Here is an 18,124-nt window from a genome sequence, read left to right as displayed (position 1 = left end):
AGGAAAGGACCTTTCTCATAAGCCTGTCAGGCTTACATTCCAATCGCTTTTCCGTCAACTGCCAACATAGCTTCACCCATGATTTCCGATAAAGAAGGGTGAGGATGAATCGTCTGTCCCACTTCCCAAGGTGTGGCATCCAGCATCTGAGCCAGAGAGGCCTCAGCGATCAGTTCCGTCACATGGGTACCGATCATATGTACACCCAATATATCATTCGTCTTGGCATCGGCGATTACCTTCACGAATCCATCCCGGCTTCCATGAACCAAGGATTTTCCAATCGCCTGGAACGGGAACTTGCCTGTTTTGACTTCATAACCGCGCTCTTTGGCTTCACGCTCCGTGAATCCGATACTCGCTGCTTCCGGACGTGTATAAACACAACGCGGGATTCGATGCGATTCGACAGCATGTACCGTTTCACCCGCCAGATGATTCACAGCCAGAATACCTTCATGACTCGCTGCATGTGCAAGCTGTAATCCGCCGATGACATCGCCGATGGCATAAATATGTCCCTCACCGGTTTGCAAATGGTTGTTCACAGCAATGAAGCCACGGTCAAGCTTGATATCCGTATTTTCGAGTCCGATATTTTCGACATTGGCCTGACGACCAACTGACACCAGCATCTTGTCTGCTCTCAGGGTCTCTTGCTTCTCGTCTCCCAGCTTGATATCAATCTGAATACCGTCTTTCTCCACGCTATATGTCTCCGTCAGGACGCTGGCCCCTGTCAGGAAATGAACACCGCGTTTGCCAAGCAGTCTCTGCATTTCCTTCGCTACATCTTCATCCTCTGCTGGCAATACATGAGCGGCGGCTTCAACAACTGTAACTTCAACCCCAAAATCATTCAGCATGGAGGCCCATTCGAGACCAATCACACCACCACCTACAATGATCAGAGATGCAGGAAGTTCGTCCATTCGAAGAGCCTCATCACTGCTCATGATGTACCTGCCGTCTGGCTCAAGACCTGGCAGCACCCGCGGGCGAGAACCAGTAGCAATAATGAGATTGGTTGGCACCACTGTATCCATCTCGCCATCTTCAAACTCGACAGCCACTGCACCGCTCTGAGGAGAGAAAATGGAAGGTCCGATGACGCGCCCATTGGCGTGAACGACCTGAATTTTATTTTTTTTCATTAAATACTGCACACCTTGATGAAGCTGCTCTACAATCGCATCCTTGCGCGCCTGCACTTTCGGAAATACAAGTGTTGCCCCAGCTGTCTCAATACCGTAAGCTTCACTCTCTTGAATCTCCGCATACACTTCCGCACTTCGCAGCAATGCCTTGCTCGGAATACAGCCACGATGCAGACAGGTGCCCCCCAGCTTATCCTTCTCGATAATAACGACCTGTTTCCCTAACTGTGCAGCACGGATGGCAGCAACGTACCCTCCGGTTCCTCCTCCAAGAATGGCAACATCACATGTAATTGGCATCTCTTATGTTCTCCTATAATTTCGATGAATTTGTAAGATGATGATTCGGATGATTCTCTGTTTCATAGACATGATCTGTATTCCATTGTACTCCCCTTGAGCAGCCAACTCAAAATTTGACTCTGAAACGCATGGACAGCTTCTGGAAACCAAGCTATGATGGAATCAGGTATGACCTGTAAGCGCAACCTTTATTTTACGTCAACTTCAACCAGAAGGAGTTTAATGGTGATGAATACTAGACTTGTCTTTGCACGCTTTGTGGCGATTCTTGTTCTGGTCATTCCCGGGTTAATGGCCATGAAGGGATTTCTGATGATGAAAGACGCCCTTTTCCTGTATTATGCCGAGCATGGGAACGAGCAGATCTCCCCAGGTTTTCAATGGCTCTCCTTCGGTGGAGGACTTGTCCTGTTTGCCGCAGGCATGAGCTTTCTGGGAGGCTGGATTCTATTCCGTGACCGCAAGCGTAATTATGTAGGACCCCGTTTTCGGTCCAAAAGCGCACCCGCAGCCGATAAAGCAGATACGCCCGGTACGACTTCCTGAGTCCGGGCTTTTTGTCATTTTTTCCGGTTCTTTGTATTAAATTAACTATGCATGCCACTGCTTTCGGGCATCTTACTTCACACCCATATTGAAGGGCTGCACTGGATGGATGCCCTCTACTTCTGCACCTTACCTTCGCCATGATTTCCAAAATTACAGCAGGTATTCTATTTCCCCGTAAATTGCAGACAGAAGAGAACCCGGAGCAGTCTCCGGGTTATTCGTATAATGCATCCCGCAGCTTGGTGGACATGCGTGACTCTTTGGAAGAGGACTTCAGAATCGTTCTGCGCAACGTCAGATTACTGGCTTGCAGCCGCTCCGCTTCAGCGAATAAATCTGCAAACAACGTCTGCGCAGCTTCGTCAAGGGCCGACTGCCCTTTCAAACGTTCATATCGCTCCTGCAATTCGGATAATGCTTCACTCATCGTTAACACCTCTTTTCAATCGCTCCTGGTTCATGCACTACACTGCCGTAACCAACAGCTTAACAATCCATATAGTAACACAAAGCTGCTCAGATTAGTTCTGGCTCTTACTAAAGATTTTGTGGTACTCTGTAATGGTCGCTTTTTTTGTTGAATCCCGTATGTGAGAGGAGTAGCAGAACTGTGCAAACAGGACGAATTACCGTAATTACAGGACCTATGTTTAGTGAAAAATCCGGTGAACTCATTCGCCGTTGTCAAAAATTAATTCAATTTGGCCGTAAAAAGGTCGTTGCCTACAAACCTGCTGAAGATGATCGATTTGCCCAAGACGAGATCGTTAGCCGTATCGGCTATCGTCTGCCTGCCCATTCCATTCCCCGGCAATTGACCCGGAATCTGTGGAGATGATCCTGACTCAGACCAAAGATGCTGATGTTGTCGCATTTGATGAAGTGCAATTTTTCAGCAGTGCTATCATGGAACTGGTCTCCGAGCTTGCTTACTGTGGCAAACATGTCATCGTGGATGGACTGAATATGGATTACCGTGGCAAGGAATTCGGATATGTGGGCGGTTTACTCGCCATGGCAGATGACATCGAGAAGCTGTCGGCATTCTGTGCCGTATGTGGAAGCCCGGATGCGGCTTTTACCCAGCGTATCGTTAATGGAGAGCCTGTGACGCTTGGCCCGGTTGTCATGATTGGCGATTCAGAGGCTTACGAGCCACGCTGCCGCTGCTGCTTCATCCCTCCTCACAAAGTTGAATGCTGAGCAGATTTAGCTTACAATGATTCGTCTATAGATTCTGATCAGCGGTATTTGCTGCTACAGTTTTCCTTGAGATTTTAAAAAAGCCCCTAAGGGCTTTTTTTGCTATTGCTCCTATTTTACCAGCATACCCTTAATATACCTCTACTTATCTCGATTGTTAATTCTTTCTGAACACAAAAAAGCACCGCCTCGCAGCGATGCTTCCCATCCGTCATCTCCCGCTAGTCCCGGGAAACAAAATATTTGTTGGTCATGTAGTAAGCGTCGCCACGCGACGTTTCTACCATTCCTTTTTTGGCATCCAAAAATACAATTTCTTTGCACTTGGTGCAGTACCATTTGGTGCGCTTATATGGAGATTCCGTAACATATGCCGTGCCACATTTGCAATCAATCTTCATTAATAACTCGGTTGATTTATATGCACTAGACAAGCGTTCCATGTTATCCTGCTGCTGTGTAGGCATAATCGTCTGCTGATAATCCGATAAATGATTCTGAACTTTAAAATCTGCTACCAATCCTGCATTCAATCCAAAAAACTCCTTGCCGATTTCGGTCACGAAGCGCTTCTCATTTCTGTAGCAATCCAGCCACTCAATGATCTGCTTATTTGACAGTGGAACCGTACCCTTGATACCGCTGTTTAAGGTGTAGGTCATGATGTATAAAGTATCGTCTTGTCTACCTGAGTACATTAGAATCCTCCTTCGAATACATTTGCTAATGTACTACAAAAACGCTCATAAATCAAAGCAATGTTATTTCCTGAGCGTATCTCTTCCTTATTAAATGGGTAACATTCCTCGATGTTCCGCCAATGATTTACAAGAACTGCATACACCTGTAACATTTCCCTGGGAAGTCGCATAATGCACGATGGACTTCACTTTTTTATTACAAATGGAACAATGGTACCTCCTTTCCTTCTTGGGAGTATAATCGGATAGTTTTACTACATTTGAGTTTGATTTGAATCTACGCACGAAGTTCAGCCATTTCATCTCTTTCTCTCTCTTCCTTGATTGCCTTCTAAGGGGAGAACTGCTTATGCTTGGGCAATAATTGATCCTACAATGGGTTATGTATACGATTCCAAGTTGCATGTCTATCTCATAATCTATTCGACGTTTTGAGCCTTTTTCCTGTTTTTAATCACTAGGCATATAAAAAAAACGACAGAACCTGCTCCAGCTTCTTAATAAAGAATAGAGCAGGCCTCATCGGTGGAACTTTATTTATAAAACGTCCCAAGAACTTCAAGCTCAGGGGAACGCTCGATTCGAAATGGATAGATATATCCCAGATTCAGCTTGGCAAACTTGCGACTCCACAGGTCAAGTCCAGATGTAAATTGGTACGCCTGATAGACAAACTTGGAACAATAATTGCGTTCAATACTATGCAGATTCGTCTGCAGACGGTAGTATTTCACCTGTTTGTAATGTTCCTGTACCCACTCCGCAGCCTTTACCCCCGCCTGATTCAATCTGGAGCGAAATACAATAAAACGATCCCCTTCATAAAAGCGGGTAATGTACCAGTCCATCGAATCGGCAAATACAGGCCCGTAAGGGTGAACGTGATACACTTTACCATCGAGTCCAATAATCCCCATATGCCCGGCGTAATAGGTCGATTCCGAACTTGGCGTATACACAATATCCCCGGCTCCAGCTTCATTTGGCCCAAAGCGGTAATTGGCAAATCCTGATGCATCCTTCTCGCCGCTGAACGTGTGCGACGTCCTTCGACTAACAGTCGGTGCATTTTCCCAGCAACAGCGAGATAAATTTCAGACCATTTGATTCGTTTTTTCTCAGGATCTTTGAACCAACGATGAATCAATGTGAATATACGTTGAAATTCTTTTTTCATATTCTGCACTCCACTCTAATCTGTTTTACATTTTTTGATGTTTTTTTCTCACTTCTATGGCTTATTATAGACAGTTGATGATACGTGTTCAATTCCGGTGCCTATTCTATGTTGTGCTATTAGGGGAAGTTCATACCCGAACCGATGCTAAAAAAGCAGTTCCGGCATTAGCCGAAACTACTTCGTTTGAGTTAAACTTAGTATGAAGAAATTCTATTCTTCCACAACACCAAGCGCTTTATTTTTCTCCTTAAAACGGCTGTTATGGGAAGACACATAAGCAACTTTCTCCGCTTCAGGATCCATATACAGTTTGGCGCTGTTTACCGCGAGTGCTGCATCCGTGAAAGTACCGGCTATCAGATACAGTTTACTTCCGTAATCGACAAAGTCTCCTGCGGCGAAGACACCTGGGATATTCGTTTGCAGCTTCTCTGTTGTGCTGACATGCCATTCACCAAGATCAAGTCCCCAATCACGGATCGGACCAAAATCACTCTTCATGCCATGGTTGACGATAATCGCATCCACATCAAGAATTTCGCTATCACCTGTCTCCACATGGGATATTGTCACTTGTTCGATGCTTTCACCACTTTGACTGTGCAAAGTATCAACGGCATACGGTGTACGAATATCCACTGAGGATTCTCTCATCCGCAGTACATTGCGCTCCAATCCGCCAAAGCGGTCACGACGATGCACAACCGTTACTTGTTCTGCCAGTGCTTCAAGCTCATTCGCCCAATCCACAGCGGAGTCACCTCCACCAGAAATCAGCACACGTTTGCCACGGAAGGGTTCCAGCTCCTGTACCGTATAGTAAAGATTGGTAACCTCATAACGGTCAGCGCCTTCAAGCTCCAGCTTGGCCATTTTATATATACCATACCCGATCGCCAATATGACGGTACGTGTCCAGTGTTGTTCTCCTGTAGCCGATGTCAGCAGAATCGTGCCATCTGGCTGACGCTCAAATCCTTCAATTTGCTGTTCAAACACAATCGTTGGCTCAAATGTTCTCGCCTGTTCTTCCAGCTGTTTGATCAAATTTTCACACAGAATGGGAGTAACACCGCCAACATCCCAGATCATTTTCTCTGGATAAAAGAGCATGCGACCACCCAATTTATCCCGCGCCTCAATCAATTTGGTCTTCATATCACGCATCCCGCTGTAAAATGCAGAATACATGCCGGCAGGTCCCCGCCGATAATGGTTACATCATATAATTCCAAATGCTGATCCATTTCGTTACCTCCATCAGTTCGATCCAAAGCGCTCGACTATTTGATATCGATTCTCATTATCACTATTTTTCTAGTCTAATGGGAAACTTATCAAATTACAATGGCTAAAATTCAAACATTTCTTATACAAAACTGCCATCCCGTTGGCCCGCTATTTCACTTTGGGAGCTGCCAGTAAATGTTCGACGACAAAATCGAGCTGTTTGTTGATTGAATATACATCCGAATAATAGAAAAAATCAAAATCAATTTCAATTAAACGACCTTCTTTGACAGCAGGTACACTGCTCCATACCGGGTTATCCGTCAGATTGTCCGCCCCTTCATATACCGAACGAAACACGTAGTCGCCCAAGTATTGGGGAAGAACTTCCATGGATACCGTTGAAGCTGCAGCTTCTGATACTTTATCTATTTTTTGTTGAACCTTTTCGGGTGCTTTCATTTCCAAGTACTCATAAATGGCTTGTGAGCCTCGTCCATATTGCTTGCTTTCTGCAATCGACATGCTTTTGAGACCACCCTCGACAATGGAAACCGTTTTGTCCAATATGCCAGCATCTGCCAGCTTTTGTTTGCTTTCCTCTACTTTGCTGTTGAGATTATTAATTAAAACGTCAGCTTCCTGCTCTTTGCCAAAAATGCTAGCTATACTGTGGAGTCTTTCTTCTGTTGTCATTTTCTCATATGGGACATACACCGTTGGTGCAATATCTTTTAATAACGTGTAAGTCTCTTCTGAAGGAACAATAATCAAATCTGGGTCCAGATCAATGACAGCTTCAGGATTTGGTTCAAACCAGGTGCCCAGTGAATTTACACCTTCAAGCTCATTCTTATATGCAGCCCCGTCGTATACGTCCGATGTAGCAATGGGCTTAATTCCAAGTGCAACGACGTCTCCCTGGAGATAGAGTACAACAACCCGTTTAGGATTTGCCGGAACAACAACATCACCCTTAACCGTGGGAACCGTGCGCGTTCCATTTTCATTATTCGTTTGGCTACCTGATTCTGATGACGAGGATGCCGCTGTGCTGCTGGATGAGTTCGCATTGGTGCCTTCTCCCGTTGTCGGCGTTGTTGCGGAACCTGCTGAACAGGCTGATAAAAGCAATGTGATGCTCAAAAGTGCAACCATAATCATGCTGGAGCTTGTTTTTCTTCTTTTCATTAATGTAGACCCTCCGTCTATATATTGATAATGATTCTCATAATCAATATATCCTCGCATCCATCTCCAGCCAATGGACGATTCGGAGAATTGTAATGGACGATCCTCTGCCAGACTCTGATCTCTTATTTTTCGCTGATAGAGCGTGGGAGAAAGGCCTACATGTTTTTTGAAAATACGGCTGAAATAATACACATCCGCGTATCCCACTTCTGCCGCGATTTCACGCAGGGTTGCATCCGATCGCATAAGCAGATTCCGGGCCGCGGCCAGTCTTGTTTGAATGAGATAATCAATCGGACTGTGTCCTGTCTTTCGTTTAAATTGCATGGATAAATGACGGGAGCTGTAATTGAATTGTTCAGCCAGAAAATCCAAAGTGACCTGTTCCCTATAATGCTGCTGTATGTAGCGGAGTGTTTGCTCAATAGGGTCTGGAAGCACCGTTCTGATCTCCTGCTGTGCCAATTGAAACGATAATTCATGAATAAATTGGTAGAACAAACTTTTCACTTGAAGTAAGTCCAGGCTGTCTGCCTGATCCCAAGCTTTCTCCAGCGCACCAATATAGCGCATTAAAGTAAGAGGATCACTCGGCGTAAATCCGTATTGCAAAGAAAACGGAGCAACCTGCGGTTGTGACAACCGCCATGTTTTACGATGACTTGGAAACACAAGGAATGCCCTGTAGAACAGCAAATAATATTCAAACTTTTCGCTCACCCGAATATCCAGTGATGAACCTTTACCACCATGCAGAATACAGAATCGCTGTGCTTCTTGTGTTTTTCCATCCAATTTAAGTAGAGCTGCACCACGAACGCTGTATATAAAAGCGTTTGCCGGAAGCAAATATGACTCCTGTATTTCCCCTGCCTCCATGACGATCCGGCGTATATCCAGAATTTTAACAGCCGCTTGATTCCAGCATTGCATCTGTTCATTTAATTGCATCGATTACTCTCCAATCCCAGTCTCACCCGGAACAAAGACCATGTACAGGCCATCGTTCTGTAAATGTAAACCATCCTCTAACCAAAGCGTTAGCAGAGGTTCACTATTATGCCTTCATTATAGATGATAATAATTTTCATTATCAACTGGTTTTTAACCAGGATTAGATTTCGCCAAATTACAATCCACATCGATCCATTATTTTTTATTCGAAATTTTTGTGAACCAAGCTGCCAATTCTTCGGTCTGATCCAACGTTGCAATCGGGTCAAAGTACCATGAACGATCTGGACTCCATATATACACTCGATCATTCTTGACAGCCTCAAGCGAACTCCACACCGGTTTTGTTTTCAACTCATCCACAGTTAGATTATCTGCTGTCAGAATAATGTAATCCCCAGCAAATTCAGGAATCGCCTCGGAAGACACTTCAACAAGCTGATCCTTCATTAATAGCTCTTTTTTATCTGCCGGGGATTCAATCCAAGTGCACTGTATACGGCCTGACCTCCCCGACCAAAATTATCACCAAAAGCCAAGGGTCCTTTATCATAAAACTGCATGATCGAAACTTCTGCATCCACATCAATGGCATCATGAACTTGCTTCTTTGCGTCTGCAATTCGTGAGTCATAGTTGGCTAACCATGCCTCAGCCTCCTTTTCTTTATTCAGTGCTTTACCAAAATAAGCAATCTCCTCATGGGTATTTTTCAACTCTCCATAAGGAACAACCAGAGTCGGAGCAATTTTGCTAAAAGAATCAAACAAATCCGGATCACCGGTGACAATCAGATCTGGTTGCAGTTCCAACACCTTTTCAAGAGAAATCGTTTCGTATTCCCCAATATTCTCTACGCCCTCAAGTGATTCGATAAAGTAGGGATTCTTCAGGTTCATCTCCGGTGTACCTACTGGCTTGATGCCCAAAGCAATCAGGCTGCCCAAATATAAATCAACCACAATTCGTTTGGGTTCAGCCGGGACCGTGATATCTCCCTTGACCGTCGCGATGGTACGAGGCTCGGAAGTGTTCGATTGGCTATCTGCCGTTACTGTGCTGGTGGCACTCGAAGTCCCTTTGCCTCCAGCTGCTTCTCCCCCAGAATGACTAGTTGTCCCTGGCGAGCAGGCACTAAGCAGTAGAGTAAGACTTAATAAAATAGTAAGCAGCATTCCCGTTCTTGTCTGTCTATTCATGTACATTGACCCTCCGTGTTTATATTGATAATGATTATCATCATCGTTATAAACATACCTTTCGGCTCTGCCGCTGGAAATGTCATTTCGCGCCAGGGCCGATGTCAGATCAGGCCATTTTAGCGGTCCAGACGTCTTTTCCTTGTATTGAAGGGGAGAAACGCCTGTATGTTTTTTGAACATGCGTCCCAGATAATATCCGTCCGGATAACCGATGCCAGCTGCAATCTCATCCAAAGTAGCGTCGGTGTGCAGCAGCATCTCCTTGGCCTTGAACAAGCGAAACTGGGTCAAGTAGTCGATTGGACTATAACCCGTCGCTTGCTTGAACTTGCGAGACAGACTTCTGGAACTGCTGCCGATCTTCTCTGCCAAAACGTGCAGCGTTAGAGGCTCGGCATAGGAGGATTCCACAATTTCAATGACATGGCTGACTTGATTCGTATATGAATAGCGATTCGCAGATTGCGGAATATGTGCTGATATTTGTTCTACGAAGGGATAGAACAGGCTTTTTGCCTGGAAATGATGAATAGGGTTCTTTTGATCCCACAAAGAGTGCATCTGTTTCACTTGCTCATAAAGCACAGCTGGTGACTTTGGAGCATAACCATAAGTTAGCTGAAATGGATTCATGTGCTCCATCATTTTCCCCAGATCGGTTCTTCCTCCACTTGGCAAGCTTGCTCTGTACATAAGGTAAAACAGGTCCAATCCAGATTGTCCAGCCTCAATATGCAGCATACTTCCTTTTCCACCATGGAGAACATAAAAACGACTCACCTCATGCTTCTGGTCATTCATTGTCACATAGGCCTTACCCTGGATGGTGAATACAAACGTGCTCGCAGGAAATGTATATGTTAGCTCCTCATAGGGGCTTAACTCCATATAACGTATATCCGCAATACTCACAGCAGCATAGTTCCAGAGTATGTAATAATTATTCCACATTTCACTAACCCAACCCCGTCTAAATAGATTGTGACGAAACTATTCCTCACTCATTGATAACCATTATCAATTATTATCAGTAAGTAAGCAACACACAAGTGAAAGCGAACTTATTAGCCAGCGTATCTTCATTTGCTTCTTGTAACATCCGATATATGTAAGTAGATCCACGATATAACGAAGAAGGGGAAAAGATCATGAACTCAATTTCACCTGCCGCCAAAAGCAGCTCCACCTCCGGTAGCCAAGTCTCCAGCAGAGATAAGGAAATTCAAGGACTTATGAAACAAAAAATCAGGCTTAATGAAGAACTGCAATCTGTCAAATCCAATGATCAATTGGACTCCAAAATTAAGGCTGAACGAGTTAAATCTATAACGAGTTTCATCCAACAGGTCGATAATCAAATTGCCCAAATCAAAAGCGAGGAGCTTCAAGAAAAAAATAAATTAAAACAGTCTGATCAACCTAAGCAACAACAGCCTCAACCGTCTGAGGTCACCGACGAAAATCACGCTCCGGCAATGGGTCATCTAATCAAAAATAGCCAGACTTATGATCAGTTAGGTAAACTTGTCGGTTTGCGTGATCGCATGCACGGGTCTATTCAAACATTAGAGGGTGAAACCAGATTCGATCGGATCGTTCTCGATAGCGACTCGGGAAATGACATGGGCAAGTCAATGATGTTGGAAAACGCAGAACAAACTGTTTTTCAAATGAAGCGTGAAATGGTCCAAGAGATTGATTCTCAAATTCGCAAGGTTGATGAGTCAATTGGAGAAAAATTAAAAGAAATAAACCAACCGGTACCAACAGAAGTTGCCGATTCGATTCCACCATCTCATGCAAATGAAGTTCAGGAAGTGAATAAAGAAAATAAGGCAGAAAATAAATCGAAGATTTCCAATGGTACACAGAATGATAAAGACCTAGGAAAAATTCAAGAAACGCAATCAAATGCATCCTCTGCCCCTTCCTATGTTTCACTTGACATTCGGGTTTAACCAATTACATATAAGGATTGTATTTTCAGTAAAAAACCGTTATTTACAGGTCAATTTCCCCTGATAAATAACGGTTTTTCCACATCCGATGAATCTCTCCCACAATTATCGTTATACAGCTTCCTCATTTCCGCAAATGATGCTGCCATTCACCGATTTACATACTTTTTTAATCCGGGTCGCCTCACTCACAATTTGATCAATATTTTCATACTGTTGTCCACGGTTCGTAACCACAGCGATTGATACCGACACGAGTGGTATAGGTCGATTCAGTCCAGAACGTCCTTCGCCCAAAACATATTCATTATCCAAGTCATCCTGATTGTAGAACATTCGCCTGATCTTCTCAAAACCTGCTATCACCTCTTCACAAACATCTCTAAAGTCATGATGATTTAATATTCCAATAAAATCGTCGCCGCCGATATGGCCCAGAAAAGCTTCTGGAAAAACAAAAAGCTTCCGGAGCAGATTAGCAGTAGCTTGAATAAGCTGATCCCCCATTTTGAACCCATAGCTATCATTGTAGGATTTAAAGTGATCCAAATCTATGTATAGAACACTAAAATAATCAAGCTGGAGTAACTGATCTAATCGTTCATCTATGATTCGGTTACCCGGAAGCCCTGTCAAGGGATTCATGAAAATCGCCATCTCGGCTCGAACATCCGCAACTGCAAGCAGCAAACGTCGGATACTAACCGCTCCATACAAAACGCCTTCAGCCGTTATAAGCACCAGATCGTATAGTTCTTCTTCAGATCGATTCATTGCCAGCACGCTTACATCCGTAATCTGTTCAGCGTAATCGACGACCAGTGCCCGAACGTTCATAACCAGTTCCACCGGGCGTCCCATGTACAAATTATAGCCGTATTGTGTCCCAATCTGCTGGAAGAAACGAGCTCGCATCATTAATGACACGCCCTGTTCTCCCATAATCGCGACACCTTCCAGATTGGGATTGGACTTAAAAAGATTATAGACGATATCACATTTTGTTTCTGGCGCTACTACAGGAATCGTATCGGCTATCTCACCTATTTGCGTAAATATACCATTCGCCTCCTCTATGCATAGCTATACCATCTACTTTTTTAAATCTTTAATTACCCTTGGGAAAAGATAAGGGAGACGGCTTTAATACGGTGTCTGGCCTTCCAAGTGCGTAACCCTGACCGTATTCAATACCTTCACGACGCAAAAATTGAATTTCTTCGTAACGCTCGATACCTTCTGCGATGATACTGGTCCCCGAGTCGACTGCAAATTGTTTAAGGATCCTTACAATGTGCTGCTGATCCGGATGTGTGTCCACTCGACTAATCAACGCTCTGTCTAATTTAATAAAATCCGGTTTGAGGCTTACAATCGCCTTGAGACTGCTGTAACCTGAACCTGCATCATCAATCGCAATCCGAAAGCCCTGAGATCGATAATTTGAGAGGATCCGTTCGAATTCCACATAATCATGAACGGCCTGTTTTTCAGTTAGCTCGAAGACCACTTGTTCAGGGGATAGACCATAACTGTTCAGTAGACTGATGGTTTCTCCACTGCGGTAGGTGGAATCGGCTAAAACCTGAGGATGTATATTTAAAAAAACGACAGTATTTTCGGGATACCGTTCTGTAGTTAAAGAGGCTCTGAATCTTTCAATCGAAATCTCACGACAGAAGCGTTCAAACGCGAAAACCTGATCCGTATGACCAATGAATTGATAAAAAGCTTCTGCATTTGGAAAAAGGTTAGATATGGGAGGACGGTTCAGTATTTCGTAACCAAGACATCTCCCATTCTGCAGATTCAAGATTGGCTGAAAATATGTAGTAAGCATTCTATCCCGCATAATTTTTTGCAGTCCCGTGAATTGCCTGTAACTAAGAATAGATTGTTGAAGCGATTTATGTACATATCTCAGAGAATTGTATAGTTCGTTTTTGTATGTATAGAGAAAAGTGGTTCTCTTCATATCATTCATCCTTTATACCTATAATGTGATCTTGTCAGTGGTCACATCGTACCACTTTCTTGCTGAGAAAGCGTTAACTGCAAGTAAAAGTTTGTAAAAACTTTCACCATTCGAAGTACACATTCTGAGAAATACTTATTCGCTTCTGTTTAATAAAGATTGCTCCACTCCTTGAAGGAAAGTACAAATTGTAGGTAAAAAAAACACCACGCTTCTATCGGCCTTGGAAGACTCAATAAAAATGTGGTGTTCACTTATCCATACAGAAGTTCAATTATTTGTTTCAGATTACCCTTATTCCTGATCCTTTCAGGACACCTTATGCTCAATTCTGAGCTTGTCAGCGACCATCGCGATGAACTCGGAGTTCGTCGGTTTCGACTTGCTGATGTTGATGGTATAGCCAAACAGGTGGCTGATGCTGTCGATGTTGCCACGGGTCCAAGCCACTTCAATGGCATGACGGATCGCACGTTCGACGCGAGACGGCGTTGTTTTGAACTTTTCGGCAATGGCTGGATACAGGGTTTTGGTGATGGCTCCCAAAATTTCGATATTGTTATACACCATGGTGATGGCTTCGCGTAAATACTGATATCCTTTAATATGCGCAGGAACGCCGATTTCATGTATGATGGACGTAATGCTTGCATCCAAATTTTTGTGTTTACCCATCGGCACCACGTTGGACTTGTTCATAAACATCGATGAACCGCTACCACCGCCTGTGGAGATCGTGGTTTGTGTGCCAACGAGTTGACGAACACGATTCGCGAGTACTTCCATGTCAAACGGTTTCAGGATGTAATAAGAAGCTCCGAGTTGCACGGCACGCTGCGTGATATTCTCTTGTCCGAAAGCCGTAAGCATAATGACTTTGGGCTGTGGAGACAGATTCAGGTTGCGCAGACGCTCCAACACACCCAGTCCATCCAGGTGAGGCATAATAATATCCAGAATCAGTACATCTGGTACATCGCGTGTCTGCTCCAGCAGCTGCAGCACTTCTTCTCCATTGTAAGCAATCCCAGTCACTTCCATATCTTCCTGTTCGGATATATATTCGGCAAGCAAATTCGTAAATTCACGATTATCATCGGCCAGCAGTACCTCAATTTTTTGCAAAACGGTATCCTCCTTTAATTTAAACATCGTTTCGTACATTTCCTTACAGGTTAAATTTTCGACACAGCAGAGGAAATTCCTTCTGTCGAATATTATTTTTCTTTATTTTTTTTTCCCGTTGCTATATAATAAATATTTTATTTCATTATCTGATGTTTTATGTTTCCATTCTCATAAAAACCTTAAGGAGGTTAACCCGCCTTAAGGTTTTTTGCATTATCCTTCTTCATCATGACTCCTGCATCCTGTAACATCCATTCAATGAAACAGCCATAACCTGATTTCGGATCATTGACGAATACATGGGTCACAGCACCAATCAATTTTCCATTTTGAACAATTGGACTGCCACTCATGCCTTGTACAATGCCTCCGGTCTTATCCAACAGCTTCGGATCAGTTATACGAAGCACTAGACCTTTCGTTGCCGGTTCGGATTGGTCGGCAACATGAACAATATCAATCGCGAAACGTTCCACTTGCTGGCCCTCAACGACAGTGAGAATTTCTGCAGGACCTTCCTTTACTTCATGGGAGAAAGCAACGGGAATGCCTTTGGAATACAAACTATGTTCAGGATTACCGGACATTTTACCAAAGATACCAAAAGCCGTATTGCGTTCAATATTGCCCAAAATTTTACTTTCTTTCAGGAAATGAGCGCGTTTCTCACCCGGATCACCGGATTCACTCTTGGAAATCGACGTTACATTGGACTGAACGATCTGACCACTACCGACAACGATGGAGGTTTGAGTATTCATATCCGTAATGACATGTCCCAGCGCGCCATACACGCCCTGATCCGGAGCATAGAAGGTTAATGTCCCTACACCTGCTGCGGAGTCACGAATGTACAATCCAAGCCTCCAGGCTTTATCTTCAGCATCATAAGCAGGTGTCAAACGCGTTTTAACCGTTTCTTTGCCGCGTTTTAATACGACATCAATTCCTTTTTTGTTCTTGCCTGCAAGCTCAACAGCTTCAGCAACACCCGATACACCATCCAGACGCTTACCGTCCATATGGGTAATCAAATCTCCAAGCTTGATGCCTGCTGATTCTCCAGGGGATACACGTTCATCCTGACCAGAACGGACGAGATGGTGCCCTACAACCAGAATCCCTGCAGATTTTACTTTAACGCCAATGGTTTGACCACCGGGCACTACACGCAAATCCGGAATCACGTTTACGTTAACCGTTTTTACCGGAATTTTGCCCCACAACTTTAAAGTTAATTTGGCCTGTCCCGTTTGTTGGGGATGAAGATGCAAAGGTTGTTCCTTCGTTACGTGGACCGCAGTTTCCTTTCCATCGAAACCGACGATGTCAGGGCGATCCACAACAGCGCTTGAAGCAGCCGGTACAGCAAGATGAACATCAGCCTGCCTGCCTGCAAATACCTGTACCTCATCAGGTAATGAAGCATAACTTTGCACAGGCTGAATGGCCTGGCTGATCACACATAGAAAGAAGGCAAATAAAAGACCTAGCAATTTCTTCCTGAGGGGGGAATTCAATGGCTGTCACACTCCCTTTGCTTCTTTCGCTTGACGAAAGGTGGTCGCCAATTGCGTACCTATAAGATAACCTCGCCCCCAGGCTTTTATTACTGTCAATCATTACGCCAGTCACTCGTTTCACCCTTTTTTGGCTTCCGCCAAATTCAACATTTCCTGTGCATGATGCAGCGTTTTTTCTGTAATTTCCACACCGCCCAGCATACGTGCCAATTCTTTCACTCTGCCTTCGTCTGACAGCGATTCCACTTGTGTCATCGTGCGCCCGTCATAGACATGCTTCTCGATGAGATACTGATGATCCGCCATACAAGCCACTTGCGGCAAGTGAGTAATAGAGAAAACTTGGCAAGTCGAGGACAGACGGTATAATTTCTCCGCAATGGATTGTGCTGCTCTTCCACTCACACCCGTATCCACCTCGTCAAAGATCAACACCGGTATCCGATCATGACGTGCGAAGATACTCTTCATCGCCAGCATCATTCGGGATAACTCACCACCGGAGGCAATCTTGCCGAGCGGACGTAAAGGCTCACCTGGATTCGGAGAAATGAGGAATTCCGCATTATCTGCACCCTGACGCGTTAGACGAATACGACGCCCATTCCATTCGATCCCTTTTGAATCTTCAAAAGGAGTAATCTGAACTCGTAACGTTGTTCTCTCCATCTGTAGATCCTTAAGCTCACTTTCCACCTGCGCTGCAAGTTCTTCTGCACATTGTTTACGAACACGGCTAAGTTCCTCGGCAGACTCCATAACCAATTTGAGTAATTTGTCCCGTTCATTACGCAGCTTCTCCAGGCGTTCATCCTTGTTCTCCAGCTGGTCGGTTTCATGGCTAATTTGTTCATAATAATTCAAAATAAGTTCCACACTGTCGCCGTATTTCCGTCTGAGGCCAGAAATCAGATTCAGTCGCTGTTCCACTTCTTCCAGTCTACCTGGGTTAAATTCGATCTTCTCGCGATAATCGCGTAACTGAAACGTGGCGTCTTCCAGCTGATAAAATGCTGACTGGAGCTGTTCAACAATAGGCTGCAGCCCTTTGCTGTCATAACCCGATATATCTTCAATGCGTGACAGAGCGATGCTTACAGCTTCTAACCCACGTTGACCGCTAAGCAGATCATAGGCACCGGCTACACTGTCCATCATTTTCTCACTATGGGATAGTTTGACCCGTTCTTCTCCGAGTAATTCATCCTCACCCTGCGTTAAAGAAGCAGCTGCAATCTCTTCCAGCTGAAAGCGATACATGTCCAGCAATTGATATGCCCGTTGACTGGATTCCTGAAGCGCACGCAGTTCTTTTTCCGCAGTAATAAATTTACTGTAGCGCTCCTGATACTCCGCTTTGACTGGACCTATGATGGCTGCCCCGTATGTATCCAGAAGTCCCAGATGACTCTCTGCACGTAACAAACTTTGGTGCTCATGCTGCCCATGAATATTAATTAATTTCTCTCCGACTTCACGAAGCATCGTCAAATTGACCAGTTGGCCGTTAATACGAGATGTGCTTTTACCTTGCGTGTTCAATTCACGACGGATCACCAGATGCTCCTCCGGCTCACAATGGATACCAAGCTTCTCCAGCGTCTCCCATACGGGATGGCTTGGCTCCATTTCAAACAGAGCCTCCATCTCAGCCTTCTCACATCCATACCGGATCAGATCGGCTGAGCTTCGTCCACCTGCAATTAAACCCAGCGCATCAATAATGATTGATTTTCCCGCCCCTGTTTCACCAGACAAAACATGAAATCCCGGGTGAAAAACAACATCAACCTCTTCCACAACAGCCAGATTACGAATCGATAATGTAACTAACATCTGCAAAAACACCTCCGGATGACTCCTCAGA

14 protein-coding genes and 2 pseudogenes are annotated in these 18,124 nt (G+C 44.4%); 3 read left to right on the top strand and 13 right to left on the bottom strand.

All coding sequences use genetic code 11. The features are described 5' to 3' along the window. Positions 1–32: 32 nt before the first annotated feature. Positions 33–1,457, bottom strand: coding sequence for a dihydrolipoyl dehydrogenase (gene lpdA, locus ACTWJ7_RS14230; RefSeq protein WP_079349462.1), 1,425 nt, complete (start codon positions 1,455–1,457; stop codon positions 33–35). Between the two features lie 225 nt (positions 1,458–1,682). Here lpdA and ACTWJ7_RS14225 point away from each other — a divergent pair, with 225 nt between their 5' ends. Beyond that, positions 1,683–2,006 carry a DUF2627 domain-containing protein gene (locus ACTWJ7_RS14225; protein ID WP_029881018.1) on the top strand — a complete coding sequence of 108 codons (324 nt, stop codon included), beginning with the start codon at positions 1,683–1,685 and terminating at the stop codon, positions 2,004–2,006. Between the two features lie 217 nt (positions 2,007–2,223). Here the strand turns inward: ACTWJ7_RS14225 and ACTWJ7_RS14220 are convergent, their stop codons facing one another. Beyond that, positions 2,224–2,436, bottom strand: coding sequence for a hypothetical protein (locus ACTWJ7_RS14220; protein ID WP_079349463.1), 213 nt, complete (start codon positions 2,434–2,436; stop codon positions 2,224–2,226). Positions 2,437–2,619: 183 nt separating this feature from the next. On the opposite strand from ACTWJ7_RS14220, the pseudogene ACTWJ7_RS14215 reads away from it, so the two are divergent. Further along, positions 2,620–3,212: pseudogene (locus ACTWJ7_RS14215) on the top strand (thymidine kinase). A 221-nt stretch (positions 3,213–3,433) separates the two neighbouring features. Here the strand turns inward: ACTWJ7_RS14215 and ACTWJ7_RS14210 are convergent. From ACTWJ7_RS14210 to ACTWJ7_RS14185, 6 genes and pseudogenes are all read right to left on the bottom strand, one after another. Next, positions 3,434–3,910 carry a hypothetical protein gene (locus ACTWJ7_RS14210; RefSeq protein WP_024630975.1) on the bottom strand — a complete coding sequence of 159 codons (477 nt, stop codon included), beginning with the start codon at positions 3,908–3,910 and terminating at the stop codon, positions 3,434–3,436. 536 nt (positions 3,911–4,446) lie between these two features. After that, on the bottom strand, positions 4,447–4,872 hold the full coding sequence (locus ACTWJ7_RS14205) for a hypothetical protein (RefSeq protein ID WP_443145552.1): 426 nt from the start codon (positions 4,870–4,872) through the stop codon (positions 4,447–4,449). A 431-nt stretch (positions 4,873–5,303) separates the two neighbouring features. Beyond that, positions 5,304–6,340: pseudogene (locus tag ACTWJ7_RS14200) on the bottom strand (NAD(P)/FAD-dependent oxidoreductase). A gap of 151 nt (positions 6,341–6,491) precedes the next feature. Beyond that, positions 6,492–8,468: an AraC family transcriptional regulator gene (locus ACTWJ7_RS14195; RefSeq protein ID WP_079349466.1), complete on the bottom strand. Its 1,977-nt coding sequence runs from the start codon at positions 8,466–8,468 to the stop codon at positions 6,492–6,494. A gap of 198 nt (positions 8,469–8,666) precedes the next feature. Beyond that, positions 8,667–8,921, bottom strand: coding sequence for an ABC transporter substrate-binding protein (locus ACTWJ7_RS14190; protein WP_443145551.1), 255 nt, complete (start codon positions 8,919–8,921; stop codon positions 8,667–8,669). Then, on the bottom strand, positions 8,921–10,624 hold the full coding sequence (locus tag ACTWJ7_RS14185; protein WP_443145550.1) for a helix-turn-helix domain-containing protein: 1,704 nt from the start codon (positions 10,622–10,624) through the stop codon (positions 8,921–8,923). The genes ACTWJ7_RS14190 and ACTWJ7_RS14185 overlap by 1 nt, the downstream gene beginning before the upstream one ends. A gap of 197 nt (positions 10,625–10,821) precedes the next feature. On the opposite strand from ACTWJ7_RS14185, the gene ACTWJ7_RS14180 reads away from it, so the two are divergent. Further along, positions 10,822–11,631: a FlxA-like family protein gene (locus ACTWJ7_RS14180; RefSeq protein ID WP_079349468.1), complete on the top strand. Its 810-nt coding sequence runs from the start codon at positions 10,822–10,824 to the stop codon at positions 11,629–11,631. Positions 11,632–11,742: 111 nt separating this feature from the next. On the opposite strand, the gene ACTWJ7_RS14175 is transcribed toward ACTWJ7_RS14180, so the two are convergent. From ACTWJ7_RS14175 to recN, 5 genes are all read right to left on the bottom strand, one after another. Further along, positions 11,743–12,573 (bottom strand): GGDEF domain-containing protein, encoded by an 831-nt coding sequence (locus ACTWJ7_RS14175; protein ID WP_443145549.1) that lies wholly within the window; start codon positions 12,571–12,573, stop codon positions 11,743–11,745. Between the two features lie 166 nt (positions 12,574–12,739). Next, positions 12,740–13,471: an EAL domain-containing protein gene (locus tag ACTWJ7_RS14170; protein WP_443145548.1), complete on the bottom strand. Its 732-nt coding sequence runs from the start codon at positions 13,469–13,471 to the stop codon at positions 12,740–12,742. Positions 13,472–13,915: 444 nt separating this feature from the next. After that, positions 13,916–14,731 carry a sporulation transcription factor Spo0A gene (spo0A, locus tag ACTWJ7_RS14165; protein ID WP_024630982.1) on the bottom strand — a complete coding sequence of 272 codons (816 nt, stop codon included), beginning with the start codon at positions 14,729–14,731 and terminating at the stop codon, positions 13,916–13,918. A gap of 191 nt (positions 14,732–14,922) precedes the next feature. Continuing rightward, a complete protein-coding gene (gene spoIVB / locus ACTWJ7_RS14160) occupies positions 14,923–16,254 on the bottom strand; it encodes a SpoIVB peptidase (RefSeq protein ID WP_079349471.1) in 1,332 nt (443 codons plus the stop codon). 120 nt (positions 16,255–16,374) lie between these two features. After that, positions 16,375–18,093 (bottom strand): DNA repair protein RecN, encoded by a 1,719-nt coding sequence (recN, locus tag ACTWJ7_RS14155; protein WP_053784420.1) that lies wholly within the window; start codon positions 18,091–18,093, stop codon positions 16,375–16,377. Positions 18,094–18,124 lie beyond the last annotated feature (31 nt).

It is taken from the genome of Paenibacillus sp. 1A_MP2 (assembly GCF_052244825.1).
In the GTDB taxonomy this organism is placed as follows: Bacteria; Bacillota; Bacilli; order Paenibacillales; family Paenibacillaceae; genus Paenibacillus; species Paenibacillus vandeheii.
Note: the sequence above shows the minus strand (reverse complement) of the source record. Positions and strands in the feature narration are given on the sequence as shown.

Excerpts from the sequence above, each read along its gene's own strand:
- lpdA (WP_079349462.1), bottom strand. The coding sequence starts at position 1,457 with ATGCCAATTACATGTGATGTTGCCATTCTTGGAGGAGGAACCGGAGGG.
- ACTWJ7_RS14225 (WP_029881018.1), top strand. The coding sequence starts at position 1,683 with ATGGTGATGAATACTAGACTTGTCTTTGCACGCTTTGTGGCGATTCTT.
- ACTWJ7_RS14220 (WP_079349463.1), bottom strand. The coding sequence starts at position 2,436 with ATGAGTGAAGCATTATCCGAATTGCAGGAGCGATATGAACGTTTGAAA.
- ACTWJ7_RS14210 (WP_024630975.1), bottom strand. The coding sequence starts at position 3,910 with ATGTACTCAGGTAGACAAGACGATACTTTATACATCATGACCTACACC.
- ACTWJ7_RS14195 (WP_079349466.1), bottom strand. The coding sequence starts at position 8,468 with ATGCAATTAAATGAACAGATGCAATGCTGGAATCAAGCGGCTGTTAAA.
- ACTWJ7_RS14190 (WP_443145551.1), bottom strand. The coding sequence starts at position 8,921 with ATGAAGGATCAGCTTGTTGAAGTGTCTTCCGAGGCGATTCCTGAATTT.
- ACTWJ7_RS14185 (WP_443145550.1), bottom strand. The coding sequence starts at position 10,624 with ATGTGGAATAATTATTACATACTCTGGAACTATGCTGCTGTGAGTATT.
- ACTWJ7_RS14180 (WP_079349468.1), top strand. The coding sequence starts at position 10,822 with ATGAACTCAATTTCACCTGCCGCCAAAAGCAGCTCCACCTCCGGTAGC.
- ACTWJ7_RS14175 (WP_443145549.1), bottom strand. The coding sequence starts at position 12,573 with ATGGGAGAACAGGGCGTGTCATTAATGATGCGAGCTCGTTTCTTCCAG.
- ACTWJ7_RS14170 (WP_443145548.1), bottom strand. The coding sequence starts at position 13,471 with ATGCTTACTACATATTTTCAGCCAATCTTGAATCTGCAGAATGGGAGA.
- recN (WP_053784420.1), bottom strand. The coding sequence starts at position 18,093 with ATGTTAGTTACATTATCGATTCGTAATCTGGCTGTTGTGGAAGAGGTT.